Below are 23,958 nucleotides of genomic sequence, written 5' to 3' on the forward strand. Positions count from 1 at the left end.
CATGGCTGACACGCTGAAGAAGTACCGCGAAAAGCGCAACTTCGAGATCACGTCGGAACCCGCCGAGGGTGGCGAGGCCAACGAGGATGCCCGCGCCTTCGTCATCCAGAAGCACTGGGCCAGCCGGCTGCACTACGACTTCCGTCTGGAACTGGACGGGGCCATGAAGAGCTGGGCGGTGCCCAAGGGGCCTTGCTACGACCCGGCGGTCAAGCGCATGGCGGTCCAGGTCGAGGATCACCCCATTGCCTACAACCAGTTCGAGGGGCAGATTCCCGAAGGGCAGTACGGCGCCGGCAAGGTCATCATCTGGGACGAAGGCAAGTGGATGCCGGTGGGCGATCCGCGCAAGGGCTATCGCGACGGCCACCTGAAGTTCGACTTGCAGGGCGTGAAGATGCAGGGCCGCTGGGCGCTGATCCGGCTGAAGGGCAAAGAGTCGGAGAAGCAGCCGCCCTGGCTGCTTATCAAGGACCGAGACGATTTCGCGCGGCCCGAGCGGGAATTCAGTGTGGTGGACGAAATGCCGGATAGCGTGGTGCCACTGCGCAAATCTGCGAAGGCCAAGCCGGCAGGCAAGGGCGGCGAGGCGACAGCCAAGCCGAATTCCGCAGCCAAGACGTCGCCTCCCGCAGCGAAATCCCGCGCCAAATCCAAAGCTCCCGCGGAGGCGGCGGCTGACGACCAATCCCAGGATCAGGACGACAACACCGCCGACGATCAGTCCGCGTTGCCCGGTGTAGCCGCCGACTTGCCCGCGCAACTGAAACCCCAGCTCGCCACGCTGGTGGACGGCGTGCCTCAGCATGCGCCGGACTGGCTGTACGAGATGAAATTCGACGGCTACCGGCTCGTCGTCCGGATCGAAGGCGACGATGTGCGGCTGTTTACGCGCAACGGCCACGACTGGAGCGCCAAGATGCCGCATCTGGTCGAGGCCATGCGCGCATTGCCCGCCAAATGGGCGTGGATCGACGGCGAAATCGTGATGCTGGATCGCGAAGGCATTCCGAACTTCCAGTCGCTGCAAAACGCCTTCGACAACGATCGGACACAGGACATCGTGTTCTACGCCTTCGATCTGCCGTTCATCGGGATGCGGGACCTGCGCCAGGAGCCGCTGGGCGTGCGGCGGGCGCTGTTGCAGCAACTGATGGACGCCGCCGAAGACGACCAGCTGCGATTCAGCGAGGCCCTTGAGGCCGCGCCGTCAGATCTGGTGGCAACCGCGTGCAGGATGGGGCTCGAGGGCATCATGGCCAAGCGCCTGTCGTCCCCGTACGTGTCCCGGCGCAGCGACACCTGGGTCAAGGTCAAGTGCGCCCGGCGTCAGGAGTTTGCGATCGTCGGCTACACGGCGCCCAAGGGCAGCCGGGCCGGGCTGGGCGCGCTGCTGCTCGCGGTCACCGAGCAGGACGGCAGCCTGCGTTATGCCGGCAAGGTTGGCACGGGGTTCGACGACGCAAGTCTGGTGTCCCTGCAAAAGCGCTTGGCGGCCATCGAGACGGACAAGAAGCCGGTCACGAATGCGCCCGCAGCGGGTGGCGTTCGCTGGGTCAAACCCGAACTGATCGCCGAAGTGTCGTTCGGCGAATGGACGAGCGGCGGCCACATCCGTCATTCCGTATTCCGGGGCCTGCGGCAGGACAAGCCGGTGAAGGCGATTTCCCGGGAGAAGGCGGTGCCGGTCGAGGACGTAGACGGCGACAAGGGCAACAGGAAATCCGCTTCGAAGGCGGCGCCTGCGGCCAGATCCGCAGCCAGATCGGCCACGGCATTTGCCGGCACGTCTTCCAAGGCATCTTCAAAGGCGCCCACACCCGACTCCGATGCCAAAGCCGCGCCCGGCGGCAAAACCAGCCGCGCCAAGGGCGGCAAGCTCACCAATCCGGACCGGGTCATCGACCCGTCCACCAAGCTCACCAAGCTGGATCTCGCGCGCTATTACGGCCTGATCGCGCCGCTGATGCTGGAGCATCTGAAGGGCCGGCCCGTGTCATTTCTGCGCGCGCCCGCCGGCATCCAGGGCGAATTCTTCTTCCAGAAGCATCTGGAAGCCGCGATGCCCGGCGTCAAACCGTTGCCCGCCAAGCTCGATCCGGATCATCCGCCGCTGCTCGAAGTCCCGACCGCAGAGGCCATCATGTCCGCCGTGCAGATGAACGTCGTCGAATTCCACACCTGGAACGCCGTCAAGACGTCCATCGACAAACCGGACCGCATGATGTTCGACCTGGACCCGGGCGAGGGCGTGCCATGGCCGACCATGCAACAGGCCGCCAATCTGGTGCGCGTGCTGCTGCAGGAGATCGGCCTTCAGGCCTGGCTGAAGACCAGCGGCGGCAAAGGGCTGCACGTGGTTGTGCCGCTACGCAAGCAATACGACTGGGACACGGTAAAGCGGTTTTCCCAGGCGATCGTGCAGCACCTGGCCCGGACGCTGCCGCAACTCTTCGTCGCCAAGAGCGGCCCGAAGAACCGCGTCGGCAAGATCTTTGCGGATTACCTGCGCAACGGGTTTGGGGCGACGACGGTATGCGCGTGGTCCGCGCGGGCGCGGCCCGGTCTGGGCATTTCGGTGCCGGTGACGTGGGACGAGCTGGACAAGCTCACCAGCGGCGCGCACTGGACCATTCAGGACGTGCATTCCCGGCTGGATGCGGGCAACACGCCTTGGGACGACTACGCGCCGCAGTCGCTGACGGCCGCCATGTCGGCGATGGAGTTCGAACCATGATCAGAACGCGTCCACAGCCGTCCTGCCGGCCAGCCGCCATTGCAATTGGTTGCATTCCGCGCCGGGCGCGTTGGCACAATGCCCGGAGCAGGTTTTCCCTTGCGCAGCATGGATCTCCGAAGGAGCCTCCCTATGCCACCCCGCGTCGCCGCCTCAAGCGTGATGGACCACCCGGACGGGTATGGAATCGTCAGCCGCGTCCTGCATTGGCTCATGGCCGTGCTGCTGGCGTGGCAGTTCACCAGCGCGGCGTCGCGGCAGTTTCTGCCGGACACCCCGATCGAGGATTTCTTCTGGGCCTCGCATACCTCGCTTGGCCTGTTGCTGCTGATCCTGGTGCTTGTACGCGGCGCCTGGGCCATCGCCAACTGGGGCAAACGGCCGGACAGCGGCCTGCTGGCGGGCTTCGGGCATCTTGTCCTGTACCTGATGATGATCGCCATCCCCACGCTGGCGCTGTTGCGCGCCTACGGGCGGGGCAGGGGATATTCTGCCTTCGGCATCCAGATCTTCAGCCCCCGCGACCAGGAGATCGAAGCCCTGGTCGAACTTGGCAACGCCTGGCATGGGCTGTTGGGCTGGACGTTGCTGGCGCTGGCCGTGGGCCACATCACGATGGCCTTCGTGCACCGCAGGGCGGATGGACGGCGGGTCTTGACTCACATGACCAAGGGATGACGGCCGGCGCGGCGGCGGTCACAGGAGGGAATCATGCAGCGCGATGAGCTCTTGGCACTGATGATCTCAGTTTCCGCACCCGCACCCCGTCTGGACGAGTGGGACCGGGTGCTATCCATCTACGCGGGATACCTGGAAGGCGTCGCGCCCAAGCTGTCTGAAAAGGAATTGGGCAACTTTATCGGCGCCGGCGCCATGTTCTACCGCACGCTGTGCCAGGCGGATTCCTATCGGCAGGAGTCCGTTTGGGGGCGCCGTAAGAAGGAGGGTTAGTCCCGAAGGAGGGTTAGTTCCCGGATGCAAATATTTACATGGGCATGGAGCTTGCTGTCCTGCCGGCACGAAACCATTGATTCGTGCCAGGAAATGGCCAGCGAGAAGGACAGAACATGCTACGCAGACGGGTAAGACAGCCAATCCGCCGACATTCCATCACCCCAGCAGCGGCCTTTGCCGACGATTCGCCTTTGGCGGACGACGCAACCGAAGCACCACGGCCCGCCATCTGGGCGATCGGCGACGTGCATGGCTGTTGTCAGTCGCTGGACGCACTGCTGGCCAGTCCGGAGATCGCGGGCGACCCCAACTGCAGATTCTGGTTCGTCGGCGACCTCGTCAATCGGGGGCCCGAAAACGCGGAGACGCTGCGCCGGGTCATGTCCCTGGGCGACCGCGCCACGGTGGTGCTTGGCAATCACGATCTGCGCGCCCTGGGGGTCGCAGCGGGATGTGTGCGGCCGGACGCCCGCGACACCCTCAACGACCTGTTCGACGCGCCGGATGCAGATGTCCTGCTCGACTGGCTGCGCGCGCAGCCCCTGATCCATGTGCAGGACCGTCACGTCCTGGTGCACGCGGGGCTGTATCCCGGTTGGGACGTGCTGCAAGCCATGGCGCACGCCGGGGAGGTCGAGGCCATGCTTCGGGACAATGACTGGCGCCGTCACATGCGAACCCTCTTGGGAGCAGCGCCGCTCGCCTGGAACGCCAAGCTGGAAACGCAACTGCGTCTGCGCTTCATCGTCAGCGCGTTCACCCGCATGCGCCTATGCACTCGCAACGGGGCGTTGGCGCCCGGCGCCAAGTCCGCGCCGGGGCGCTGGCCCCGCGAGACCCTGCCTTGGTACAACCTGCCGCGACGCGCGGGCGCCGACAAGACCATCGTGTTCGGCCACTGGGCGACGCTGGGCCTGCTGGTGCGGTCGGACGCCGTGTGCCTGGACACGGGCTGTGTGACGGGCGGGCCGCTGACGGCCTATCGTCTTTCCGACCGAAAACTGGTACAGGTGGCGCGCGAGGCGCTCGCCCAGGTTGCCTGACCGCAGCCGGTCACGCGAACAGACGGTAAGCCACGCCCAAGCTTAAGAGCAGCGCCGTGCCGATGGCGTAGAACGCCAGCGACAGCCAGGCGCTCAGCGGCACGCGCGCCGGCGCGTCAGCGTCTGCGGGCAGGGCCGATTGCGGCGACGGCAGGACTTCTTCATTGGCGGCTTTGGGGCTGAAGCCCGGGCGGGCCACGGCGTCCGCGGTGCGGGCAACGGGCGCAATGCCCAGGGAGACAAGGCGGGTGCCGGCGGGAGTCGGCGTCAGAACGGGTTCCGGTGAGCTCATGGGAAGCCTCCGCAATGGGGTTGGGTAACGAAAGGCGAAACCCCTACAGCAAGCAGCGTGCCCAACCCTTGCCCGTCAGCCGGACGGTCCGATCACAGCCCACTTCCCGTCTCCTGCCCAAAACACTTACGATACGGCAGGCGCCGGGCGTTTTTCGCCGCGCTTGCCCGAATCGACTGACACGTGACGGCCGCATTTCAACCACGGAGCATTCATGAACGGTTACCCAGATACTCTTCTCCTGATCGACAACGAATGGCGCGAGGCCCGCGGCGGCGCGCGCATCGACGTCGTCAATCCCGCCACCGGCCAGAAGATTGGCCAGGTGGCCAGCGCCTCCCGCGAGGACCTGGACGCTGCGCTGGCGGCAGCGCAACGCGGCTTCGAGACGTGGCGCGATACCTCCGCCCACGAGCGTTGCGCGGTCATGCGCAAGGCCGCCGTCCTGCTGCGCGAGCGCGCGGACGACGTGGCACGCCTGCTGACGCAGGAACAGGGCAAGCCGCTCGCCGAAGCGCGTGGCGAAGTGCTGGCCGGCGCGGACATCATCGACTGGTTCGCCAACGAAGCGCTGCGCGTCTACGGCCGCATCGTGCCGTCGCGCAATCCCGCCGCCCAGCAATTGGTCATCAAGGAACCGGTCGGCCCTGTCGCCGCGTTCACGCCGTGGAACTTCCCGGTCAACCAGATCGTTCGCAAGCTGGGCGCCGCGCTTGCCACGGGCTGCTCCTTCCTGGTGAAGGCGCCTGAGGAAACCCCGGCCTCGCCGGCCGCGCTGCTCAACTGCTTTGTCGACGCCGGCATCCCGAAGGGCGTTCTGGGTCTGGTGTTTGGCTCGCCGGCCGAGATTTCCAGCTACCTGATCCCGCACCCGATCATCCGCAAGGTCACCTTCACGGGTTCCACGCCGGTCGGCAAGGAACTGGCCGCATTGGCCGGCCGCCACATGAAGCGCGTCACGATGGAGCTGGGCGGTCACGCCCCGGTGATCGTGGCGGAAGACGCCGATGTCGAACTGGCGGTCAAGGCGTCGGGCGGCGCCAAGTTCCGCAATGCCGGTCAGGTCTGCATCTCGCCGACCCGCTTCCTGGTGCACAAGAACGTCAAGGCCGCCTTTGAACAGGCTTTCGTGGCCCATGCCGAAAAGCTCAAGTTGGGCGACGGCCTGACCGAAGGCACGACGCTCGGCCCGCTGGCCAACGACCGCCGTCTGGCCGCCATGGACAAGATCGTCAAGAACGCGGCCGAAAAGGGCGCGCGCGTGGCCACCGGCGGTCAGCGCGTGGGCAGCGCGGGCAATTTCTTTGCGCCGACCATCCTGACCGACGTGCCGCTCGAGGCCGATATTTTCAACGAAGAGCCGTTTGGTCCCATCGCGGCCATCCGCAGCTTCGAAAATCTGGACGAAGCCATCCGCGAAGCCAACCGCCTGCCGTTCGGCCTGGCCGCCTATGGTTTCACCCGCTCGATCAAGACGGTGCACGAGCTGTCGCGCCGCCTTGAAGTGGGCATGCTCTGGGTCAACCAGCCCGCGACGCCTTCGGCTGAGCTGCCGTTCGGCGGCGTGAAGGATTCCGGCTACGGTTCCGAGGGTGGTCCCGAGGCGCTCGAGGCGTACCTGGTCACCAAGGCCGTCTCGGTCGTGGGCGTCTAAGCCCGCGTCAGACCCCGCCTGACTAGAAACAGGCCGTATCCGGAACACAACCGGTTACGGCCTTTTCATTTGTGCCGTTGATTCAGGTTTTGAGCCGGATTTCTTGTCGGCGGCCATCCTTTGGATGTCTTTCGTCTGGGCGATTGGCGCGGTCGCCCGCATGCCGCAGAATCGGCGGTGCACCATCCGGCGCCTCGGGCGTTGCGATCTTTCGAACCTTTCGCCGTTCTTCATTTGACAGGGTCGCTTACGCACCGTTGCCGGTCGCGCCCGCCGCCCGCAGGTAAGGTCTCCCTGACCATGACGCCCCGGAGATAGACGTTTCGATGTTTTCCATGCCGCCCCTCAAGACCCTTGCCCGGCACAAGTCCCACGCTGGCCCGGCCATGAACTGGCTGAAGGAACGCAAGCAGTTCGTCAAGGCGCTGCTGTCCAACCCGGCGGCGGTCGGGGCAGTGGCCCCTTCGAGCGCGGCACTGGCCGCCGCCATCACGGAATCGATCCAGCCCCGAGCCGGTAAGGTCCTCGAACTGGGCTGCGGAACCGGCGTCTTCACCCGGGAGATGCTGCGCAAGGGGATTGCGCCGTCCAGCCTGGTCCTGGTGGAGCAGGACTCCGAAATGAGTTCCAGCCTGCGCAGCCAGTTCCCGGAGGCAGCCGTCCTGCAGGTGCCGGCGCAGGAGCTGTCCCGGGACAGTCATCCGGAGCTTCACGGCATCAGCGCGGCCATCTGCGGTCTGCCACTACGGAACATGAGCGGCGCGCATCACCATAAGCTGCTGACCGCCGTGTTCGAGGCGATGCCGCCGGGCGGGTCCATGCACTTTTTCACCTATGGCGTGAAGTGCCCGATCTCGGCACGGGTGCTTGAGGATTGCGGCCTGTACGCGCGGCGGGTGCGCTTTGTTCCGATGAACCTGCCGCCGGCCTCGGTATACAGCCTGAGCCGGTTGCCCTGAGGGCAGAGCGGGCGCGCCGCGATCGAGGATCGGTTTGCGCGCCCGACGTGCCGTTTTCGGGCGGGGTCCGCTATGCCAGGAAGGTCAGCATGCCGTTGCTCAGGTCGTACATCGACCCGACGATCTTGATCTTCCCTTCCTTTTCCAGCCCGGCCAGAATCGGGCTGTTCTTGCGGATGGCCTCGACGGTGTGCAGCACATTCGTCCGCGCCACGGCGTCCACGAACTGGCCATTTTTACCGTTTCGGTCTCCCGTGTACTTCGTCGCCTCGACTGCCGGCTTGATGACGTCCAGCAGGGCGGTCAGATGGCCAAGCTGAACGTTATCGATCGCCCCGGCCACGGCGCCGCAGGCGGTATGCCCCATCACCAGGATCACCTTGGCGCCCGCCGCCGCGCAGGCGAACTCCATGCTGCCCAGCAGATCGTTGTTGGAGATGTTGCCGGCGATGCGCCCGTTGAAGGTTTCGCCGATGCCCGTGTCCAGGATGATCTCGGCGGGGGCGCGCGAGTCGATGCAGCTCAGGATCACCGCCGCGGGAAACTGGCCAAGGGCGCTGGAACGCTTCTGCGCAAGATAGTCGTGCTTCTGAGGCTTGCCCGCCCGAAAGCGCGCATTGCCCCGTTTCATCATGTCAATCACCTGGTCCGGCGTCATCGCGTCGCGCTGCGCCTGCGTGAGTGATGCGGCTGGCGCGTCGCCGGGCGCAAACGCCAGGCCAGCCATCGCCGCCGCACCAACGCTGGCCTTCAACCAGCCGCGCCGTCCCAGGTCCAGAGGGTGCCCAGCCATGCAACAATCCTTGATCGCTTCCATGAGGTGACCCCAATAAGCAGCCCATAACGATAGACCGCGGGACGCGGCTATTCGATGATGGGCCGGCCACACATGCCGTTTTTGCGGCGAGAGACATTCTGTTCCTGTTTGCGGCGGTGAACAATGGCGCCTTCACGCGGCCCTGTTTTTCTTGTTTTCGCGCCGGATGAGTGGCATAGTTTTTCGCACGACGGGCCCCAGGGTGGCTTCGGGGCGGTTCGACAACGAATACGAAAGGTGCCTCATGCGTTACCTGTACATCGTATTGATCGTGTTGCTCACGGCAATGGTTTTGTCGTTCAAGATCCAGAACTTCGAATCCGTCACGCTGACGCTCTGGACCTCCACCTTCACTTTGCCGGCGTCGGTTCTCGTCATCGGCGTCTATATCCTAGGCATGCTCACAGGCGGCTTTCTGCTCAGCCTGCTGCGTTCCGCCTTCCGAGGGGCAACCGGCCGTCCCGCCGGGCCTACCCCCTGACGATTCCCCGAGCGCCACCCGGCTTGCCGCCGTGCGCCCGCAGTCAGGGCGCGAACGCGTACTTAGGAGCAATCCCGATGAAAAGGCTATTCCTTGTCCTGACCACGTGCGTGCTGGCCGGCTGCGCCGGCACGGTCGCAACGAAGAACGACCTGGCAAAGTACGGCACGCCGCCCAGCGATGACGACCTGTACCAGTACATGTCGTCGCTGCGCGACACCATGCCGCCGACCCGGTATGTCAGTTATCGCGACAAGGGGTACGCGGAATCCGTGAAAAAGACCACGGTCATAGCGGAGGACGGCAAACCGGTGTCCGCCTGGCAGTACGACTTCGAAGTCGCCGGCTACGATCAGCCAGGCCCCGAGCAGCCGCAGTGGACCGCGCGGCGCGTCGTGTTCTTCAATGGCCGCGCGATAGGCGGTTTCGATGCGAATGGGAAGTTCATGCGCACGAGCGCCCAGCCGCCAGCAGCGGCCGCGCCCGCACCCACGCCGGCGCAGCCGCGCTAGGCCTCGGCATTCCCCATTGCGCCGTTCCGGAGAACCCACCATGCAAAAGCCTCAGCAGGCCGCCCCGCGTCGCCCCCTGACCCTTATCGCCGCAAGCGGCATTCTTGGCCTGGCAACCGTCCTTGCCGGTTGCGCCAACCCGTCCGCGTCGTCCCGCGTCTACACCTTCGACCAGGCGCAACGCGCCCAGACCGTCACCCTGGGCTACGTCATCGGCGTGCGGCCCGTCACCATCCAGGCCGCCCAGACCTCGGGCCTGGGCGTCATCGCCGGCGGCGCGCTGGGCGCCGTGACGGGCAGCGCCGTGGGCGGCGGTTCGGGGCGCCGTATCACCACCGTCGGCGGCGCGGTTGGCGGCGCCATGGCAGGCAACGCCATCGAAAACGCCAGCGCCCGCCGGGCAGGGCTGGAAATCACCGTGCGCCTGGATTCGGGCGACGTGCGCGTCATCACGCAGGAAGCAGACGTGCCGATTTCGACCGGCCAACGCGTTCAGATCGTGACGCAGGGCGGCGTGAGCCGCGTGGGCGGGATTTGACGACGATGTAGTGCGTTTCATACCGTGATTGCCGCTGGATGCGGAGATTAGGTGGCTTATTCTCCGCAAATTTTGCGGAGAATAAGCCGCTCGAAGCTGACCGCCACCAAATGGGCCGCCATCGCCAAATGTTCGCCCGATACGGCACTGCGGGACATCACCGATCTCCTGAATCGGAACATGCTCCGCAAAGCGGCCGCGGGCGGACGCAGCACGAGCTACGAACTACCGGATTGACGTCCCGCCGCCAGGCTTAAGATTCGCTTCATCCTGTCGCGTATAGTCAGCGCATGCGTATCCTACTGGCCGAAGACGATGTATCCCTGGGCGAGTCGATCGAATCGTGGCTGGAGCTGGACGGCTACGTCGTCGACCGCGTCACGCGCGGCGATCTTGCCGAGACCGCGCTTGCCACGCACGACTATCACTGCGTGCTGATCGACCGCGGGCTGCCCGGCATGACGGGTGACGACCTGCTTCGGCGGTTGCGCGCGCGGCGCGACAACGTGCCGGCCATCATGATCACCGCGCGCGACGCGGTCCCCGACCGCATCGAAGGCCTTGATCTGGGTGCGGACGACTATCTGGTCAAACCGTTCGATCTGGAGGAGCTGTCCGCCCGCATCCGCGCCGCCTTGCGCCGCCGCGACGGCAACGCCGCGCCGGCGCTGGAACACGGCGGTGTCTCGCTCGACGTGGCCGCCAAGCAGGTCCGTTACCACGGCGCGCAAGTGGAGCTGACGGCGCGGGAGTTCGCCATCCTGCACGCGCTCATCCGCCATCCCGGCCACATCGTGTCCCGCGCGCAACTCGAAGAAGCCCTGTACGGCTGGGGCGACGAAGTCGAAAGCAATACGATCGAAGTGCACATCTACAACCTGCGGCGCAAGCTGGCGGCCGACCTTATCAAGACGGTGCGGCGCCAGGGTTATCGCCTGGCCGACTGACATGCGCTGGCGCAAGAAGACATCCAGGACTCCATCCAACGCCGCGTCGAAGTCCCCGCGCGGCTATTCGCTGCGGCGGCGCCTGATCGGCACGACACTCGGTTCCAGCATCCTGGTCGGACTGGTCAGCACCCTCATCGTGCTGACCATCGCTCGCAAGGAGGTCAACGACGCCTACGACGACTGGCTGGAAGAGGGCGCGCGGCTGGTGCTGGCGCTGGGCGAAGGCAGCATCGGCCGCGTGGCTGGCGAGCGCTCCCCGGCGGACACGCAACCCGCGTTGCGGCTGGACTACCAATTGGTGTCGCGCACGGGAGAAGTGCTGCTGCGCGGCGAAGACGCGCCCAAGCGGCCGTTCGTGGACCCCGAGCGGCGCGGCGACCGCTATTACGACGTGCGCGCCGACGGCGAGGACTGGCGCGTGTATGTCCGCCATCACGACACGCTGGGGTTTTCGGCACAGGTCGGTCAAGAGATGGACGAACGCACCGATCTGATCTGGGACATGCTCGAATCGCTGGCCTGGCCCCTGGTCGGCCTGTGGGTCCTGTTGGGGCTGATCAACTGGTTTCTGATCTGGCGGCTGCTCAAGCCGCTTGCGCGCATGACGCGCGGCATCGAGGGCAAATCGCCAAAGGACCTGTCGCCCGTGGCCGAGGAGAGCAGGGCGTATGAAGTCCAGTCGATCACGGCGGCGCTGAACCGTCTGCTGGGCCGGCTGGATCATGCGCTGGAAGCCGAGCGGCGCTTCACCGCGGATGCCGCCCACGAACTGCGCACGCCGCTCGCGGCGCTGGCGTCGCGGATCCAGGTGCTGCAACGCAGCCATCCCGCTGAACAGGCGCCGGCGCTTGCCGCCCAGTTGCAGCGCCTGCGCGCCGACATGATGCGCACGACCAGCCTCGTCGAAAACCTGCTGCAGCTGGCGCGTCTGGACCCGCAATCGGCCGATGCGATGTCCCGCGAGCGCGTTGATGTGCCCAGCCTGCTGCAGGACGCCGCCGACGCCTGCGCGCCCACGGCGGCGGCGCAGAGCACTACGATAACGATCGATGCGCGCGAAACGGCACTGGCCGGCAACCGCGATGCGCTCTTTACCGCCTTGCGCAACCTGATCCACAACGCGGTGTCGTACGGCCGCCAAGGCGGCCAGGTGCGGGTCGCCGCCGAACGCGCGGGTCAATACGTCGCGCTCAGTGTGAAGGACGACGGCCCGGGCGTAGCCCCGGCCGATCTCGAGCGCTTGACGCAGCGCTTCTATCGCGTGCTGGGCACCAATGTGCCGGGAAATGGCCTGGGCCTGTCCATCGTCGCGCGCGTGGCAGACATGCACCGCGGACAATTGCAGTTCGGGCCGGGGCTGGACGGTCGGGGGCTGGGTGTGACGCTACTTGTGCCCATCGATACGAAGGCGTGACAACATCACGGTCGCATTCGTGCCCAAAGCTAAGGTCTGCTTCATCTTCGGGGCGTCAAATGGCGCCATGTTCAACAACGAAGCGCAATCCGCGCAAGGAGCTGCACTATGACCCAGACTACCCGTCGTTCCACGTTCATCCGCACCTTCCTGGCCAGCACTGTGCTGGCCGGCGCCGCCGTGGCAGGCGTGGCGCACGCGCAGGGCTACACGGGCCCCAGCACCGGCAAGCCGGCGGCGCAGGGCTATAGCGGCCCCAGCACGGTGGCCGTCACCACGGTCAAGGAATTGCTGGCCAACGGCCGCGATGACCAGAACGCCATCCTGCGTGGCCGGATCGTCTCGCACGACGGCGACGATCACTACACCTTTGACGACGGCACGGGTCAGATCCGCGTCGAAATCGACAACGACGACTTCCCCGCCGGCCAGAAGATCGACGACAAGACCCGGGTCGAACTGCGCGGCGAACTGGACCGCGATCGCAACAACGTCGAATTCGATGTGGACAGCGTCCGCGTGATGTAAAGAGCGTGCGGCGGGCGCATACGGTATTCTGTCGGCCTCAAGTCGATACCCGTACCTGTTTGTCGTGAACCCCGTAACGCCCCCCGCCGCGGTCCAGCTGCCCGAAGCCACCATCCGCGCCACCGTCCGGTTGCCCATCCGTCTTGCCGACGGCTCCGAGGCACAGGCGTTGGCGTACAGCTTTCACGGCCTGGCCGACGCTCGCGACCATCTCGCCCTCAAATTCGGGCAACCCGGCCCGCAGCCGCTTGTCCGCCTGCATTCCGAGTGCATGACCGGCGACGTCTTCGGATCGTTGCGCTGCGACTGCGGCCCGCAACTGCAGGAAGCGTTGCGCCTCATGAGCCAGGAGGGCGGCTACCTGCTGTACCTGCGCCAGGAAGGGCGGGGCATCGGCCTGTATTCCAAGATCGACGCGTACCGGCTGCAGGAATTGGGCTACGACACCTACACCGCCAATCTGGAACTGGGCCACGGCCTGGACGACCGCGACTACACGCCGGCGGCGCAGATGCTGCGGGCGATGGGCGTCGATGATCTGGAACTGCTGACCAACAATCCTGACAAGCGCACGCAGTTGGAACGCATGGGCATCCGGGTCAGCGGTTGCCGCCTGACGGGGGTCTATCCGAACGAGCACAACAAGGGCTATCTGCTGGCCAAGGCGCTGCGCACGCAGCATCGGATCGAGCTCGGCCAGACCGAGGAATGATGGCCCGCAAGTCCGCTAGCCGCCCGCCCGGGGCGGCTTTGCTTTTCCCGAATGTAAGGACAAACCCTTATACTCTGGGCCGGTCGATGGGCCGCATTGCCGGCTGCATGGCCGTATCGTGTTTTGGAATTCCCTATGAATCAACAACATAAAGACCTGTCCGCGCTCGCAAAAGCGTGGCTGTTTGTGCTGGGCGCGTGCATTCTGGCCGCCGGGCTCTTTTTTGGTTACCACGGCGCTCGCCTGGTGGCCCTGAATGGAAGCTGGTATTTCGTGGTGTGCGGCGTCGTGCTTGCCCTGTCCGGCATCCAGATCGCCCGCCGCCGCCCCAATGGCGGCCTGCTTTTCGCGCTGGCGCTGGTCGGCACCGCGATTTGGGCGGTCATCGACGTGGGCCTGCAATTCTGGCCGCTCGTCTCCCGCGTGATGGTGTTCGTGGGCTTCGGCATCCTGGTCGCGCTGTCGCAGCCGTTGCTGCGCCGCGCACAGAAGCTGCCCGCCAACCCGGCGCCATCCCGCATTGCGGCCGCCGTGCTGGCGCTGGCCTTTATCGCGACCGTGGCCGGCATGTTCGTGCCGCACGCGCCCGTGTCGCAGGGCGAGACCCTGGCGCTCAAGCCCGTCGCACCCGGCCAGGAACAGAAGGACTGGGCGCACTACGGCAACACCGCCGGCGGCACCCGCTTTGCGGCGCTGGACCAGATCACGCGCGACAACGTGAAGGACCTTGAGGTTGCCTGGACCTACCGCACGGGCGACACCCCCGTCAGCCCCGGTGGCGGCGGCGCCGAAGACCAGCAGACCCCGCTGCAGATCGGCAACCGCGTGTTCCTGTGCACCCCGCACAACAACGTGATTGCGCTGGACGCCACCACGGGTAAGGAACTCTGGAAGGTCGAGATCAACGCCAAGCAGAAGAAGTGGATGCGTTGCCGCGGCCTGGCCTATTTCGATATCGATGCGCCGCTTGAGCAGCCGACCGTCGAAGGCGCGACGCCGGTCAAGGCCGTGAGCCTCGCCGCCGGCGCCGCCTGCCGCCGCCGCATCCTGATGAACAGCGTGACGCCCGAGCTGATCGCCCTGGACGCCGACACCGGCGCCTTCTGCGCCGACTTCGGCAACCAAGGCCGCGTGGACCTGCGCGCCGGCATGGGCAAGGGCGCCGACAAGGGCGAGTATTACCCGACCTCGGCCCCGACGCTGGCCGGCACGACCATCGTCATCGGCGGCCGCGTGGCGGACAACGTCAGCACCGACATGCCTGGCGGCGTGGTACGCGGGTTCGACGTGGTGACCGGCGAGCTGCGTTGGGCCTTCGATCCGGGCAACCCGGAAGACCAGGCCGCGCCCGCCGACGGCCAGACCTACGTACGCTCGACCCCGAACGTGTGGGCGCCGATGTCGTATGACGCCCAATCGAACACCGTCTTCATGCCGGTTGGCAGCGCCGCGGTGGACCTGTGGGGCGTGAAGCACACCGCGCTTGACCGCAAGTACGGCGCTTCCGTGCTGGCCGTCGATGCCAGCACCGGCCGCGAGAAGTGGGTCTACCAGACCGTGCATGACGACCTGTGGGACTTCGACGTCCCGATGCAGCCGTCCTTTGCCGACTTCCCCGTCGACGGCAAGACCGTGCCCGCGCTGGTGTTCGGCACCAAGGCCGGCCAGATCTTCGTGCTGGATCGTCAGACCGGCAAGCCGCTCACCCGCGTCGAAGAACGCAAGGTGCCGGCCGGCAACATCCCCGGCGAAACCTACTCGCCGACCCAGCCGTTCTCCGTCGGCATGCCTTCGATCGGCGCGAACGACATGAAGGAATCGGACATGTGGGGTGCCACGCCGTTCGATCAGCTGCTGTGCCGCATCCACTTCAAGTCCAAGCGCTACACGGGCCTGTTCACGCCGCCTGGCACGGATCCGTCGTTGAACCTGCCCGGCTCGCTCGGCGGCATGAACTGGGGCGGCATCTCGATCGACCCGGTGAACGGCTACCTGTTCATCAATGACATGCGCGTCGGCCTGGAAGTGCAATTGGTCGAAGCCGGCGCCAACGCCAAGAAGAGCGACGGCAATGAAGCCGCCGCCATCCAGGGCCCCGTGGCGCTGTCGGGCACGCCCTACGCGATCAACGCCAAGGTGCGCTTCATGTCGCCGCTGGAGATCCCGTGCCAGGCGCCGCCGTTCGGTACGCTGACCGCCGTGGACCTGAAGACGCAGAAGATGGTCTGGCAGGTGCCGGTCGGCACCGTGCAGGACACCGGTCCCTTCGGCGTCAAGCTGGGTCTGCCGATTCCGATCGGCATGCCCACCATCGGCGGCACGCTCGCCACGCAGGGCGGCTTGGTATTCATCGCCGCCACGCAGGACTACTACCTGCGCGCGTATGACGCCGGCACGGGCAAGGAAGTGTGGAAGGTCCGCCTGCCGGTCGGCAGCCAGGGCACTCCCATCAGCTACAAGTCGACCGCCGATGGCAAGCAGTACATCGTCATCTCGGCCGGCGGCGCCCGCAACTCGCCTGATCGTGGTGATTACGTGATCGCCTACGCGTTGCCGGGCAAGGTCTGAGCCGTGCGGTAGCGTAAAGGGCAGGGCAGCGTGAGCCACGCCCCAGCCCACCACACCTGAAAGCATGAAGCCGCCCTCCGGGGCGGCTTCGTTGCGTTTGGGTCCGGTTGTTAACGAGGCGCGTGCTGATTATGGCCAAGGCAGGCCGGGCAGATGACGGCGACGCCGTAATACTGCTTAGCCGCTGTGCCGATGCTTGCCGGTCTTGATGAACAGGTCCGAGAAACTCTCCCAGTCCTGCAGGTACACGAACATCTCGCCGTCATCGCCTTCACACAGCGCGGATCCCCGGCTGCTTTCCTCCCAGAACGAGAAGAATGGAAGGCGGCGAATATCGTCCAGGCGCACCAGACGGTCTTTCACGATGGGCAGCCCAAAGTAGGTTGTGGTCATATGCCGAGCCTCGATGTTGCGACAGGGAGGAAAAATCTTACCGGCGAAAGTGAACAGCCAAGAAGAGCTAAAGAAGGTAGTGCGCCAGGACTGCTGCGGGTCAACACAATGGCGTGAGCAGCGGCTCGTCGGCGTATAGACGTTCCGTGTTATCCAGGAACATCTGCACCATTGCCTGCATGGCCTCGGGCGACCACCCGGCAACGTGCGGCGTCAACACCACGTTGTGCAGATCAGCAAGGCCCACAGGCAATTGCGGTTCGCCTTCATAAACATCCAGCGCAGCACCCGCAATCGTCTGCTCGCGCAGCGCGCATTCCAGAGCGGCGGTGTCCACCACGCTGCCGCGCGCGATGTTGATCAGATATCCATTCGCTCCCAGATGCGAAAGGACGCCAGCATCGATCAGGTGGAAGGTCGCGTCGCCCCCGGGGATGGCGACCAGCAGCACGTCAGACCATTGCGCCAATTCTTCCAGCGTTGAAAAGTAGCGATGCGCCGAACCCGTGCGTGGACGGCGGTTGTGGTATCCGATCTGCATTTCGAATGCCTGCGCCCGCAATGCCACTTTTTCGCCGATTCCCCCAAGGCCGACAATGCCCAGCTTCTTGCCAGACACGTTGGGAGGCAGCGGCAGCTGGGTGCGCCACACGCCTTGCCGCGTAAGCTGGTCCAGACGCGGAATGCCACGGATAACCGCGATCATCAGGCCCATGGCGTGGTCGGCGACACAACTGTCGTTGGTGCCGGCCCCGTTGGCGACCTTGATGCCGCGCTGCCTGGCGTGATTCAGGTCGATTTTTTCGTAACCGGCGCCCATCGAATACACCAACTTCAAATTGGGCAAGGCGTCCATCTGCTCCGCCGTCAAGCCAATGGCGCCGATGGTCATCACCACCTCAACGCGCGAGGCGTGGTCGGCAATGGCCTGCGCGTACTGCTCTGGCGTCGGCGTGAAGATGACTTCGAAATGGCGGGCGATCTGGTCGCGGTCGGACTGCGTGACCGGATTCATGATGATGAGTAGAGGCTTTGGGGAAGACATGCGGGAAGTGGAATCCATATCAAATTTCGGTGTGCCGTGCGACCAGGCCGACGCGCACATTGCTCAAGTGGGCTTGCATCGCAGCCCGCGCGGCTTCCGGATTGCGGTTCACAATAGCCTGCAGGACGGCAATGTGCTCGTCGCAGCCAGGGATCAGCCGCTCCGGCGCGCCATTCTGGTCAAAACATCGCGCCTTGATGCGCAGGTCGTGGATGGCCTGCGCCATCAGCCGGTTGCCGCTAGCCCGGGCGATGCTGTCGTGCAGCAGGTTGTCGACACGATGATTCTCTTCGTGAGTGGCGTGTTGCCGGCGCCGGATCTCTTCGACCTGCTGGAGCAGGGCAGCAGCCTCAGCCGGGGGCATGCGGGTCGCGGCCGCGGCGGCCGCATCGCCTTCCAGTAACACGCGCATCTGGAAGATTTCCAGGTACTGGCGTAGCGACGGTTCCGGTACGATCAGTTGGCCGCGGGCGGTGCGAACCGCAAAGCCCGCGCCGATCAGCCGGCTCATCGCTTCGCGCAGCGGCGTGCGCGATACGCCTAGCGCGCTGGCGAGCGTGCGCTCCTGCAGCGGCCGGTTGATGGGCAATTTGCCGAGCTGGATCATGTCCAGCATGGTCGAATAGGCCTCTTCGACCAGGTCTCGCGCGTCGGCGGGGGAGGCCGCGGCCGCCTGCCGAAGCTGGAGCGAGGAGGGTTCCATGGCGTGCGTGATCGACATGTGGTTCAGGGAAAGAGTAGGGGGAAGATGGGAAAGTTCGGATCGGCCCGTAGCGCAGCTTCGCGGTCGCGGATCCAATCCGAATAATCCCGCCAACGTTGCACGGCCTGCGCCGGTTCCAGCGGCTCGAAACGCACCCGCTGGCCCGGCCTCATCTGGGCGAGCCGGGGAAGGTCGGCGGAGATCACGGTTGCGATCTTCGGGTACCCGCCGGTGGTCTGGCGGTCGTTCATGGCAATGAGGGGCTGCCCGGCGCCCGGAATCTGGATGCTGCCCGCCGCTATAGGGTCAGTGATGATGTCGGCGCCCTTGGCATGCGCGATGGCCGGGCCTTCTAGGCGCAAGCCCATGCGGTCAGACTGAGGCGCCAGGCAATACGTGGCCCCAAGAAAGCGTTCGATTTCACCCGGTGCAAAGTGGTCCTGCTGCGGGCCGAGCACGATGCCGACGGGCGCGTCCCGGTAAAACCAGCCGGCGTCGCCGGTTGCCAGCCAGCGGCGGGGGGAACGGCGGCGGCTTTCGCCCGTGTCGAGCACGTCGCCGCGAGCCAGCGCACGCCCATTGAGGCCGCCAAGCCGGGCGCGCGTGAGCGTGGACGCGCTGCCCAGGACGGGCGTGACGGCAATGCCGCCACTGACAGCAAGATACCCGCGAACGCCGCGTTCCAAGCGCCCGATCGTCAACGTGGCCCCCGCTGGCAGACGATGAGACTGCCAAGGAGCCAGGGCGCGCGCAGGCAATGCGCCGGTTGCGGCGAGATGCAGCGCGGCAGTACCGGCGAAAGCGATTGCGCAGTCCGCGTCCAGGACCTTCAGCCGGCCGCCCAGCACGGTGAATTCGAGCGCTGCCGAGTTGGGCGCGTTGCCGACAAGCGCGTTGGCCATGCGCAGCGCACCCGGATCCATGGCGCCCGAGGGCGGCACGCCCATGTGTTCATAACCCACGCGGCCCAGGTCCTGCACCGTGGTCAGCATCCCGGGCGCTTCGACGCGTAGCCGGGCGTTCATAGCCGGACTTCCCTTTGTGGCTGCGGACGGCTGGCGGGATCGTCCTGCTGGGCGGCCAAGTGTTCGAACGCGTCGGCGTCGATTGGCGTGAACACGACCTCGTCGCCAGCTTCGAACAAGAAGGGCTGGGCATGGCGCAGATCAAAACTGCGCCAGGGCGTGCGGCCGATCAGGTGCCATCCGCTGGGCCCGGGCACCGAGGCGATGGCGGTCTGCTGCCCGCCGATGTTGACGCTGCCCGCGGGCGTGTGCGCGCGGGGCATGGCGCGGCGGGGCGTGTGCAGCAGGGGATCGAGGCCCCCTAAATACGCGAATCCGGGCAGGAAACCTACCATGTAGACCCGGTAGACGGGCGCCGTGTGGCGCGCGATGAGCTGCGCGGGGGCCAACTGGTGTAGGTCCGCGAGCGCCTGCAGGTCCATCCCGTGGTCGCCGCCATAGCAGACGGGAACCTCCCAGCGGCGTGGAACGGGCATGGGCGCGCCAGCACAGGCGTCAAGGCTGCGTGCGATCAGGTCGCGCACTGCGCCGTGCCCAATCAGGAGCGGATCGAATCCCACCGCCAGCGAGCGGTACGCGGGGACCACGCTCGACAAGCCTCGAGTCTTGCGCAAGGCGCTTCGCAGCTTGTCCGCCAGCGCCAGCACCTGTGCGTTCGTGTCGGCGTCGATACGGTCGGCGAACTCGATCAGCAGCGTGCGGTCACCTGCAGGAACGATGCGGGGCACCGGGGATGGCGTGGAGATTGGCGCGGCGGTCATCATGCTGCGTTGGCGAATTCCATGGCGTCAGCCGGATGAAAACCCCATGTCACGGCCTGGCCCGGCGTGCGCTGAGCCGCGTCCTCGTTCAACGGCGCATAGGCCAGGATGATCTTGTCATAGGCTGCGATGAATACCTTCCAGTGCACGCCGCAGAAGGTCGACGCCACCACTTTTCCCGGATGCCGCTGATCGCCGCCGGCCAGTCGGCTGCCCAGGCGCAGATGTTCAGGTCGCACGCCCAGCACGCTGTCGTTGGCAGGCAGGAAATTGCACTCGCCCAGGAAGCCCGCGACGAAGGCGCTGGCCGGCGTGCGGTACAGGCTCTCCGGTGATCCGGCCTCGACAATGCGGCCTTGTTCCAGGATGACGATGCGATCCGACAGGTTCATGGCCTCTTCCTGGTCATGCGTGACAAAGACGACGGTCAGCCCCAATTCCTGGTGCAGCCGGCGCAATTGAAGCTGGATGGACTGGCGCAGGTTCTTGTCCAGCGCGCCCAGCGGCTCATCCATCAACAGGATGTCCGGGTTGAACACCAGTGCGCGGGCCAGCGCGACGCGCTGCTGCTGACCGCCGGACAGAGCACCCGGCTTGCGGTCCTGAAGCGGAGCGAGGCTCACCAGATCCAGGGCTTCCAGCACGCGGCGGCGGATGTCTCCATCGTTCAAGCGCCGCATGCGCAGCGCAAACGCCACGTTTTCAAACACGCTCATGTGAGGGAAGAGGGCGTAGTTCTGGAACACCATGCCGATGTTGCGATCCGCGATTGGGGTGTGCGTGACGTCGCGTCCCCCGATCGTCACCACGCCCGCATCCGGATGTTCGAATCCGGCAATGATCTTGAGCAGCGTGGTCTTGCCAGAGCCGGACGCGCCCAGCAGCGTGCAGAACTCGCCTCGGGCCACGGCCAGGTCGACCTCGGGCAGGGCGACTGAATCGCCATAGCGCTTGTGGATGCCCGCGAGAGTCAGCGGCTTTCCTTGGCTTTCCGGCGGGCGTTGCGGGAGGATGTCGTTAGCGTTATGCATGTCAGTGTTCCTTCTTTTTGCTGATCAGCAGGTTGGCGAGCAGAATGAGTGCCGTTGCGCCGACCAGTAGGCAGGAGGCGGAGATAACGGTGGGATCGAAGTCGTTGGCCATGCCTTCAAACATCAGTTTTGGGAGGGTGCGGTTGCGTATCGTCGTCAGGAATAGCGCCATGACCACGTCGTCGAAAGAACTGACGAAGGCGAAGACGGCGCCGCCGATCAGGCTGGGGATCAGCGCCGGCAGCATGACCAACCTGAACATCGCGGGCCAGGTGGCGCCCATGCCCAGCGCAGCAAGCTCGAGGCTCGGATCCAGGCTGCGCAGCGCCGCGCGCATGGTGATGTAGACGTACGGCGCGGCCAGCACCGTATGACCAAGGATCACGGCCATGGAGTTCGCGACCCAGCCGACGGGCGCGAACAGGTAGTACAGCGCGACCGCCGTGACGATGGCCGGGACAGACATGGGGACGATGAAGAATGCGTCCAGCCAGCCTTGATGGCGCTTAGCCAATCTGCTGACCCCCAAGGCTGCTGCAGTGCCCAGCGCCGTCGCAAGCAGGGTAACGACGATGGCTATCCGAGTGCTGGACGCCAAGGCGGCCAGCCACTTGCCATCGGTAAAGAAGTTCTCGTACCACCGCAGCCCATAGCTGGGTGGCGGAAAGATGGGGAAGTCCGTCGTGCCGAAACTCATCGGGATGACGACGACGATGGGCAGCAGCAGGAATACGGCGCATATCACGCCCAGCACTGCGGATACCCGGCCGCCCGGCGTGCGTCGATAGCCCGTGTGGTTGCTGCCCTTGCCGGAGCTGGCGCTGATCAGATTGTTCAGGCCGAACAGCCGGTTGAACAGCCACAGCGATAGCAGCACGGTGGCTAGCAGCACGCCAGCCAGGGCCGACGCCAGCCCCCAGTTCAGCTCTTCCGTGATGTTGTGCGAAATCAATTCGGCAGCCATGCGCTGGGCAGGCCCGCCCATCAGCGACGGCGTGATGTAGTAGCCGACCGCGTTCATGAAGACGATGATGCCGCCCGCAACGGCGCCGGGACTGGTCAGAGGCAGGATGACCCTGCTGAAGATGCCTGCGGATCCTGCACCCAGGCCTTGCGCGGCCTGCACCAGACTGCCGTCCAGGGACCGGAACGAGGCATAGAGCGGTAGCACGACAAAGGGCATGAGCACGTGCGTCATGCCCACCATCACCCCGGTGAAGTTATAGAGGAACGCCATCGGCTGGTCCAGAATGCCCACTGTCGTCAGCAGCGTGTTCAACGGCCCGTTCTTGCCCAGCAAGGCGATCCACGCCGATGTGCGCACCAGCGCGCTGGACCAGAAGGGAAGCAGCACCGCGAAGAACAGCACGCGCGCCACCGTGGGCGACACGGTCGCCATCAGGTAGGCCAGCGGATAGCTCAACAGCACGCAGGCCAGCGTGACCGCCGCGGCGATCGTGAACGTGTTGACGAGCACGATGCGGTAGATCGGCGTGTCCAGCAGATGGCGATAGTGGCCCAGCGTCAGTCCGCCGTCCTCTCCCTTGAAACCGTTGCCGAGCAGACCTGCAATCGGGCCGGCAAAGAACAACAGCAGGAAAAGCAGCAGCGGCAGCGCGGCAAGGGCCGCAACGCGGCCGCGCCGGGAGGCGGCGGCCCGGCGCGGTGTGGCGACGGGCAGGGAAAGGGCGTCGGTGCTCGTAGTCATGGCATCTTGGCGCCGGCGCGCACACCGGCGTCTGAGTGAAGAGGCAGAAAGATCAGCGGGCGCGGACCTGGTTGTAGCGTTCGGTGATGGCCGGGCCGTTCGTATCCCAGAACTCCGAATTCAGGAAGATGCTGTTCTTCAGGCGCTCGGTGGTCGACGGCAGACGCTCCAGGCGTTTGGCGTCGATCAGCGGCAGCGCTTGCTCGGTGGTCGGGCCGTACGCGATGTACTTGCTGAATTCGGCCTGGTGCTTGGGCTGGATCATGTAGTTCAGCAGCTTGATGGCCGCGTCTCGATTTGGCGCGCCCTTGACGATGGCGAAGTAGCCGACCTGGGCGATGCTGTCGCCCCAACCCATGGCGATGGGCAGACCTGAATCGATGCCTGCCTGGAAGCGGCCGTTCCAGCCCAGCGCCATCACCACTTCGCCGCTGCCCAGCGCGTTGACCGGTTCCGCGCCGCTCTTCCACCAGCGGGCGACGTGCGGCTTGATCTCGTCGATCTTCTTGAAAGCACGATCCAGGCCTTCAGGGGTGGCCAGCACCTTGTACACGTCCGCAGGCGCGACGCCGTCGGCGATCAGCGCCGCTTCGATCACCGTCGCGGGATCGTCCTGGAGGGTGCGCTTGCCAGGAAACTTCTTCACGTCCCAGAAATCGGCGAACGTGCTGGGCTGAGGCTTGCCGGCAGGGAACGCCTGCGTCGAAAAGCCGATGTTGGTGGAGAAGATTTCGGACGGCACGCCGTAATCGTTGCGGGCATTTGCGATGACGTGGTCCTGGTTGACCATGTCTGGCGTGATCTTCTCGAAGACGCCAAGCTTGATGCCGCGTGTGAGGCGGGCGCTGTTCTCAGTCACCACATCCCACGTGATCGACTTGGTGTCGATCATGGCGCGAATCTTCGCGACCTGCGGATCGGTGTCCTCGTGAACCGTAACGCCGGCTTCCTTGGAAAACGGCTTGAGCCACGCGTCCCGGATGGCGCCCTGGTAGTTGCCTCCCCAGCTTGCGAAATTGAGCTCGGCCGCTTGTGCAGCGCCCGTGGCCATCGCCAGCGCGGCGGCGATGGTGCACGTGACGTTCTTCCATGTGAAATTCATTGCTTGGACTCCGTTCCATAAGAAAAGCGCG

24 protein-coding genes and 1 pseudogene are annotated in these 23,958 nt (G+C 65.5%); 15 read left to right on the forward strand and 10 right to left on the reverse strand.

Annotation, left to right across the window (positions count from 1 at the left end; genetic code table 11):
* Position 1 precedes the first annotated feature (1 nt).
* From ligD to HV681_RS02130, 4 genes are all read left to right on the forward strand, one after another.
* On the forward strand, positions 2-2,737 hold the full coding sequence (gene ligD, locus HV681_RS02115) for a DNA ligase D (protein WP_175121490.1): 2,736 nt from the start codon (positions 2-4) through the stop codon (positions 2,735-2,737).
* Positions 2,738-2,869: 132 nt separating this feature from the next.
* Positions 2,870-3,415 carry a cytochrome b gene (locus tag HV681_RS02120; RefSeq protein WP_224776810.1) on the forward strand — a complete coding sequence of 182 codons (546 nt, stop codon included), beginning with the start codon at positions 2,870-2,872 and terminating at the stop codon, positions 3,413-3,415.
* A gap of 33 nt (positions 3,416-3,448) precedes the next feature.
* Positions 3,449-3,688 carry a hypothetical protein gene (locus HV681_RS02125; RefSeq protein WP_062839450.1) on the forward strand — a complete coding sequence of 80 codons (240 nt, stop codon included), beginning with the start codon at positions 3,449-3,451 and terminating at the stop codon, positions 3,686-3,688.
* Between the two features lie 194 nt (positions 3,689-3,882).
* Complete coding sequence (locus HV681_RS02130; protein WP_254594865.1) at positions 3,883-4,734, forward strand: symmetrical bis(5'-nucleosyl)-tetraphosphatase; 852 nt, start codon at positions 3,883-3,885, stop codon at positions 4,732-4,734.
* A gap of 10 nt (positions 4,735-4,744) precedes the next feature.
* Here HV681_RS02130 and HV681_RS02135 read toward each other — a convergent pair whose 3' ends face one another.
* The gene (locus HV681_RS02135; RefSeq protein WP_175121492.1) at positions 4,745-5,026 is read right to left on the reverse strand and encodes a hypothetical protein; all 282 of its coding nucleotides are present in this window, start codon (positions 5,024-5,026) and stop codon (positions 4,745-4,747) included.
* Positions 5,027-5,240: 214 nt separating this feature from the next.
* On the opposite strand from HV681_RS02135, the gene HV681_RS02140 reads away from it, so the two are divergent.
* Positions 5,241-6,680: an NAD-dependent succinate-semialdehyde dehydrogenase gene (locus tag HV681_RS02140; RefSeq protein WP_175121493.1), complete on the forward strand. Its 1,440-nt coding sequence runs from the start codon at positions 5,241-5,243 to the stop codon at positions 6,678-6,680.
* A gap of 386 nt (positions 6,681-7,066) precedes the next feature.
* Positions 7,067-7,639 (forward strand): class I SAM-dependent methyltransferase, encoded by a 573-nt coding sequence (locus HV681_RS02145; protein WP_239213682.1) that lies wholly within the window; start codon positions 7,067-7,069, stop codon positions 7,637-7,639.
* Positions 7,640-7,709: 70 nt separating this feature from the next.
* On the opposite strand, the gene HV681_RS02150 is transcribed toward HV681_RS02145, so the two are convergent.
* Positions 7,710-8,432, reverse strand: a complete 723-nt coding sequence (locus tag HV681_RS02150) for a carbonic anhydrase family protein (protein ID WP_175121495.1) — start codon at positions 8,430-8,432, stop codon at positions 7,710-7,712.
* Between the two features lie 268 nt (positions 8,433-8,700).
* Between HV681_RS02150 and HV681_RS02155 the strand changes: the two genes are divergently transcribed.
* The 9 genes and pseudogenes from HV681_RS02155 to HV681_RS02190 all read left to right on the forward strand — a co-directional run bounded on the left by HV681_RS02155 (position 8,701) and on the right by HV681_RS02190 (position 16,159).
* Entirely contained in the window at positions 8,701-8,937 is a 237-nt protein-coding gene (locus tag HV681_RS02155; RefSeq protein WP_175121496.1) for a LapA family protein, read from the forward strand.
* A 77-nt stretch (positions 8,938-9,014) separates the two neighbouring features.
* Positions 9,015-9,449: a hypothetical protein gene (locus HV681_RS02160; protein WP_175121497.1), complete on the forward strand. Its 435-nt coding sequence runs from the start codon at positions 9,015-9,017 to the stop codon at positions 9,447-9,449.
* A gap of 40 nt (positions 9,450-9,489) precedes the next feature.
* On the forward strand, positions 9,490-9,987 hold the full coding sequence (locus HV681_RS02165) for an outer membrane lipoprotein (protein WP_175121498.1): 498 nt from the start codon (positions 9,490-9,492) through the stop codon (positions 9,985-9,987).
* Between the two features lie 93 nt (positions 9,988-10,080).
* A pseudogene (locus tag HV681_RS27780) lies at positions 10,081-10,224 on the forward strand (DUF4172 domain-containing protein); the annotation flags it as partial.
* 53 nt (positions 10,225-10,277) lie between these two features.
* Positions 10,278-10,934: a response regulator transcription factor gene (locus HV681_RS02170; RefSeq protein ID WP_175121499.1), complete on the forward strand. Its 657-nt coding sequence runs from the start codon at positions 10,278-10,280 to the stop codon at positions 10,932-10,934.
* Position 10,935: 1 nt separating this feature from the next.
* On the forward strand, positions 10,936-12,351 hold the full coding sequence (locus HV681_RS02175) for an ATP-binding protein (RefSeq protein ID WP_175121500.1): 1,416 nt from the start codon (positions 10,936-10,938) through the stop codon (positions 12,349-12,351).
* Positions 12,352-12,459: 108 nt separating this feature from the next.
* Positions 12,460-12,879 carry a YgiW/YdeI family stress tolerance OB fold protein gene (locus HV681_RS02180; protein WP_175121501.1) on the forward strand — a complete coding sequence of 140 codons (420 nt, stop codon included), beginning with the start codon at positions 12,460-12,462 and terminating at the stop codon, positions 12,877-12,879.
* A 130-nt stretch (positions 12,880-13,009) separates the two neighbouring features.
* Positions 13,010-13,591, forward strand: coding sequence for a GTP cyclohydrolase II RibA (gene ribA / locus HV681_RS02185; protein ID WP_255595902.1), 582 nt, complete (start codon positions 13,010-13,012; stop codon positions 13,589-13,591).
* 135 nt (positions 13,592-13,726) lie between these two features.
* Complete coding sequence (locus HV681_RS02190; protein WP_175121502.1) at positions 13,727-16,159, forward strand: membrane-bound PQQ-dependent dehydrogenase, glucose/quinate/shikimate family; 2,433 nt, start codon at positions 13,727-13,729, stop codon at positions 16,157-16,159.
* 177 nt (positions 16,160-16,336) lie between these two features.
* Here the strand turns inward: HV681_RS02190 and HV681_RS02195 are convergent, their stop codons facing one another.
* The 8 genes from HV681_RS02195 to HV681_RS02230 all read right to left on the reverse strand — a co-directional run bounded on the left by HV681_RS02195 (position 16,337) and on the right by HV681_RS02230 (position 23,927).
* Entirely contained in the window at positions 16,337-16,552 is a 216-nt protein-coding gene (locus tag HV681_RS02195; protein ID WP_175121503.1) for a hypothetical protein, read from the reverse strand.
* 100 nt (positions 16,553-16,652) lie between these two features.
* Positions 16,653-17,615, reverse strand: coding sequence for a 2-hydroxyacid dehydrogenase (locus HV681_RS02200; RefSeq protein ID WP_254594866.1), 963 nt, complete (start codon positions 17,613-17,615; stop codon positions 16,653-16,655).
* Between the two features lies 1 nt (position 17,616).
* Positions 17,617-18,318, reverse strand: a complete 702-nt coding sequence (locus HV681_RS02205; protein WP_175121504.1) for a GntR family transcriptional regulator — start codon at positions 18,316-18,318, stop codon at positions 17,617-17,619.
* Between the two features lie 5 nt (positions 18,319-18,323).
* Complete coding sequence (locus HV681_RS02210; protein WP_175121505.1) at positions 18,324-19,325, reverse strand: 5-oxoprolinase subunit C family protein; 1,002 nt, start codon at positions 19,323-19,325, stop codon at positions 18,324-18,326.
* Positions 19,322-20,086: a 5-oxoprolinase subunit PxpB gene (pxpB, locus tag HV681_RS02215; RefSeq protein ID WP_175121506.1), complete on the reverse strand. Its 765-nt coding sequence runs from the start codon at positions 20,084-20,086 to the stop codon at positions 19,322-19,324. The genes HV681_RS02210 and pxpB overlap by 4 nt, the downstream gene beginning before the upstream one ends.
* Complete coding sequence (locus HV681_RS02220; protein WP_175121507.1) at positions 20,086-21,117, reverse strand: ABC transporter ATP-binding protein; 1,032 nt, start codon at positions 21,115-21,117, stop codon at positions 20,086-20,088. Before HV681_RS02220 ends, pxpB begins: the two co-directional genes overlap by 1 nt.
* Position 21,118: 1 nt before the next feature.
* A complete protein-coding gene (locus tag HV681_RS02225; protein WP_175121508.1) occupies positions 21,119-22,825 on the reverse strand; it encodes an ABC transporter permease subunit in 1,707 nt (568 codons plus the stop codon).
* A 52-nt stretch (positions 22,826-22,877) separates the two neighbouring features.
* Positions 22,878-23,927 carry an ABC transporter substrate-binding protein gene (locus HV681_RS02230; RefSeq protein WP_239213667.1) on the reverse strand — a complete coding sequence of 350 codons (1,050 nt, stop codon included), beginning with the start codon at positions 23,925-23,927 and terminating at the stop codon, positions 22,878-22,880.
* Between the last annotated feature and the right edge of the window lie 31 nt (positions 23,928-23,958).

The sequence above is a fragment of the Achromobacter animicus genome (genome assembly GCF_902859585.1).
In the GTDB taxonomy this organism is placed as follows: Bacteria; Pseudomonadota; Gammaproteobacteria; order Burkholderiales; family Burkholderiaceae_B; genus Achromobacter; species Achromobacter animicus.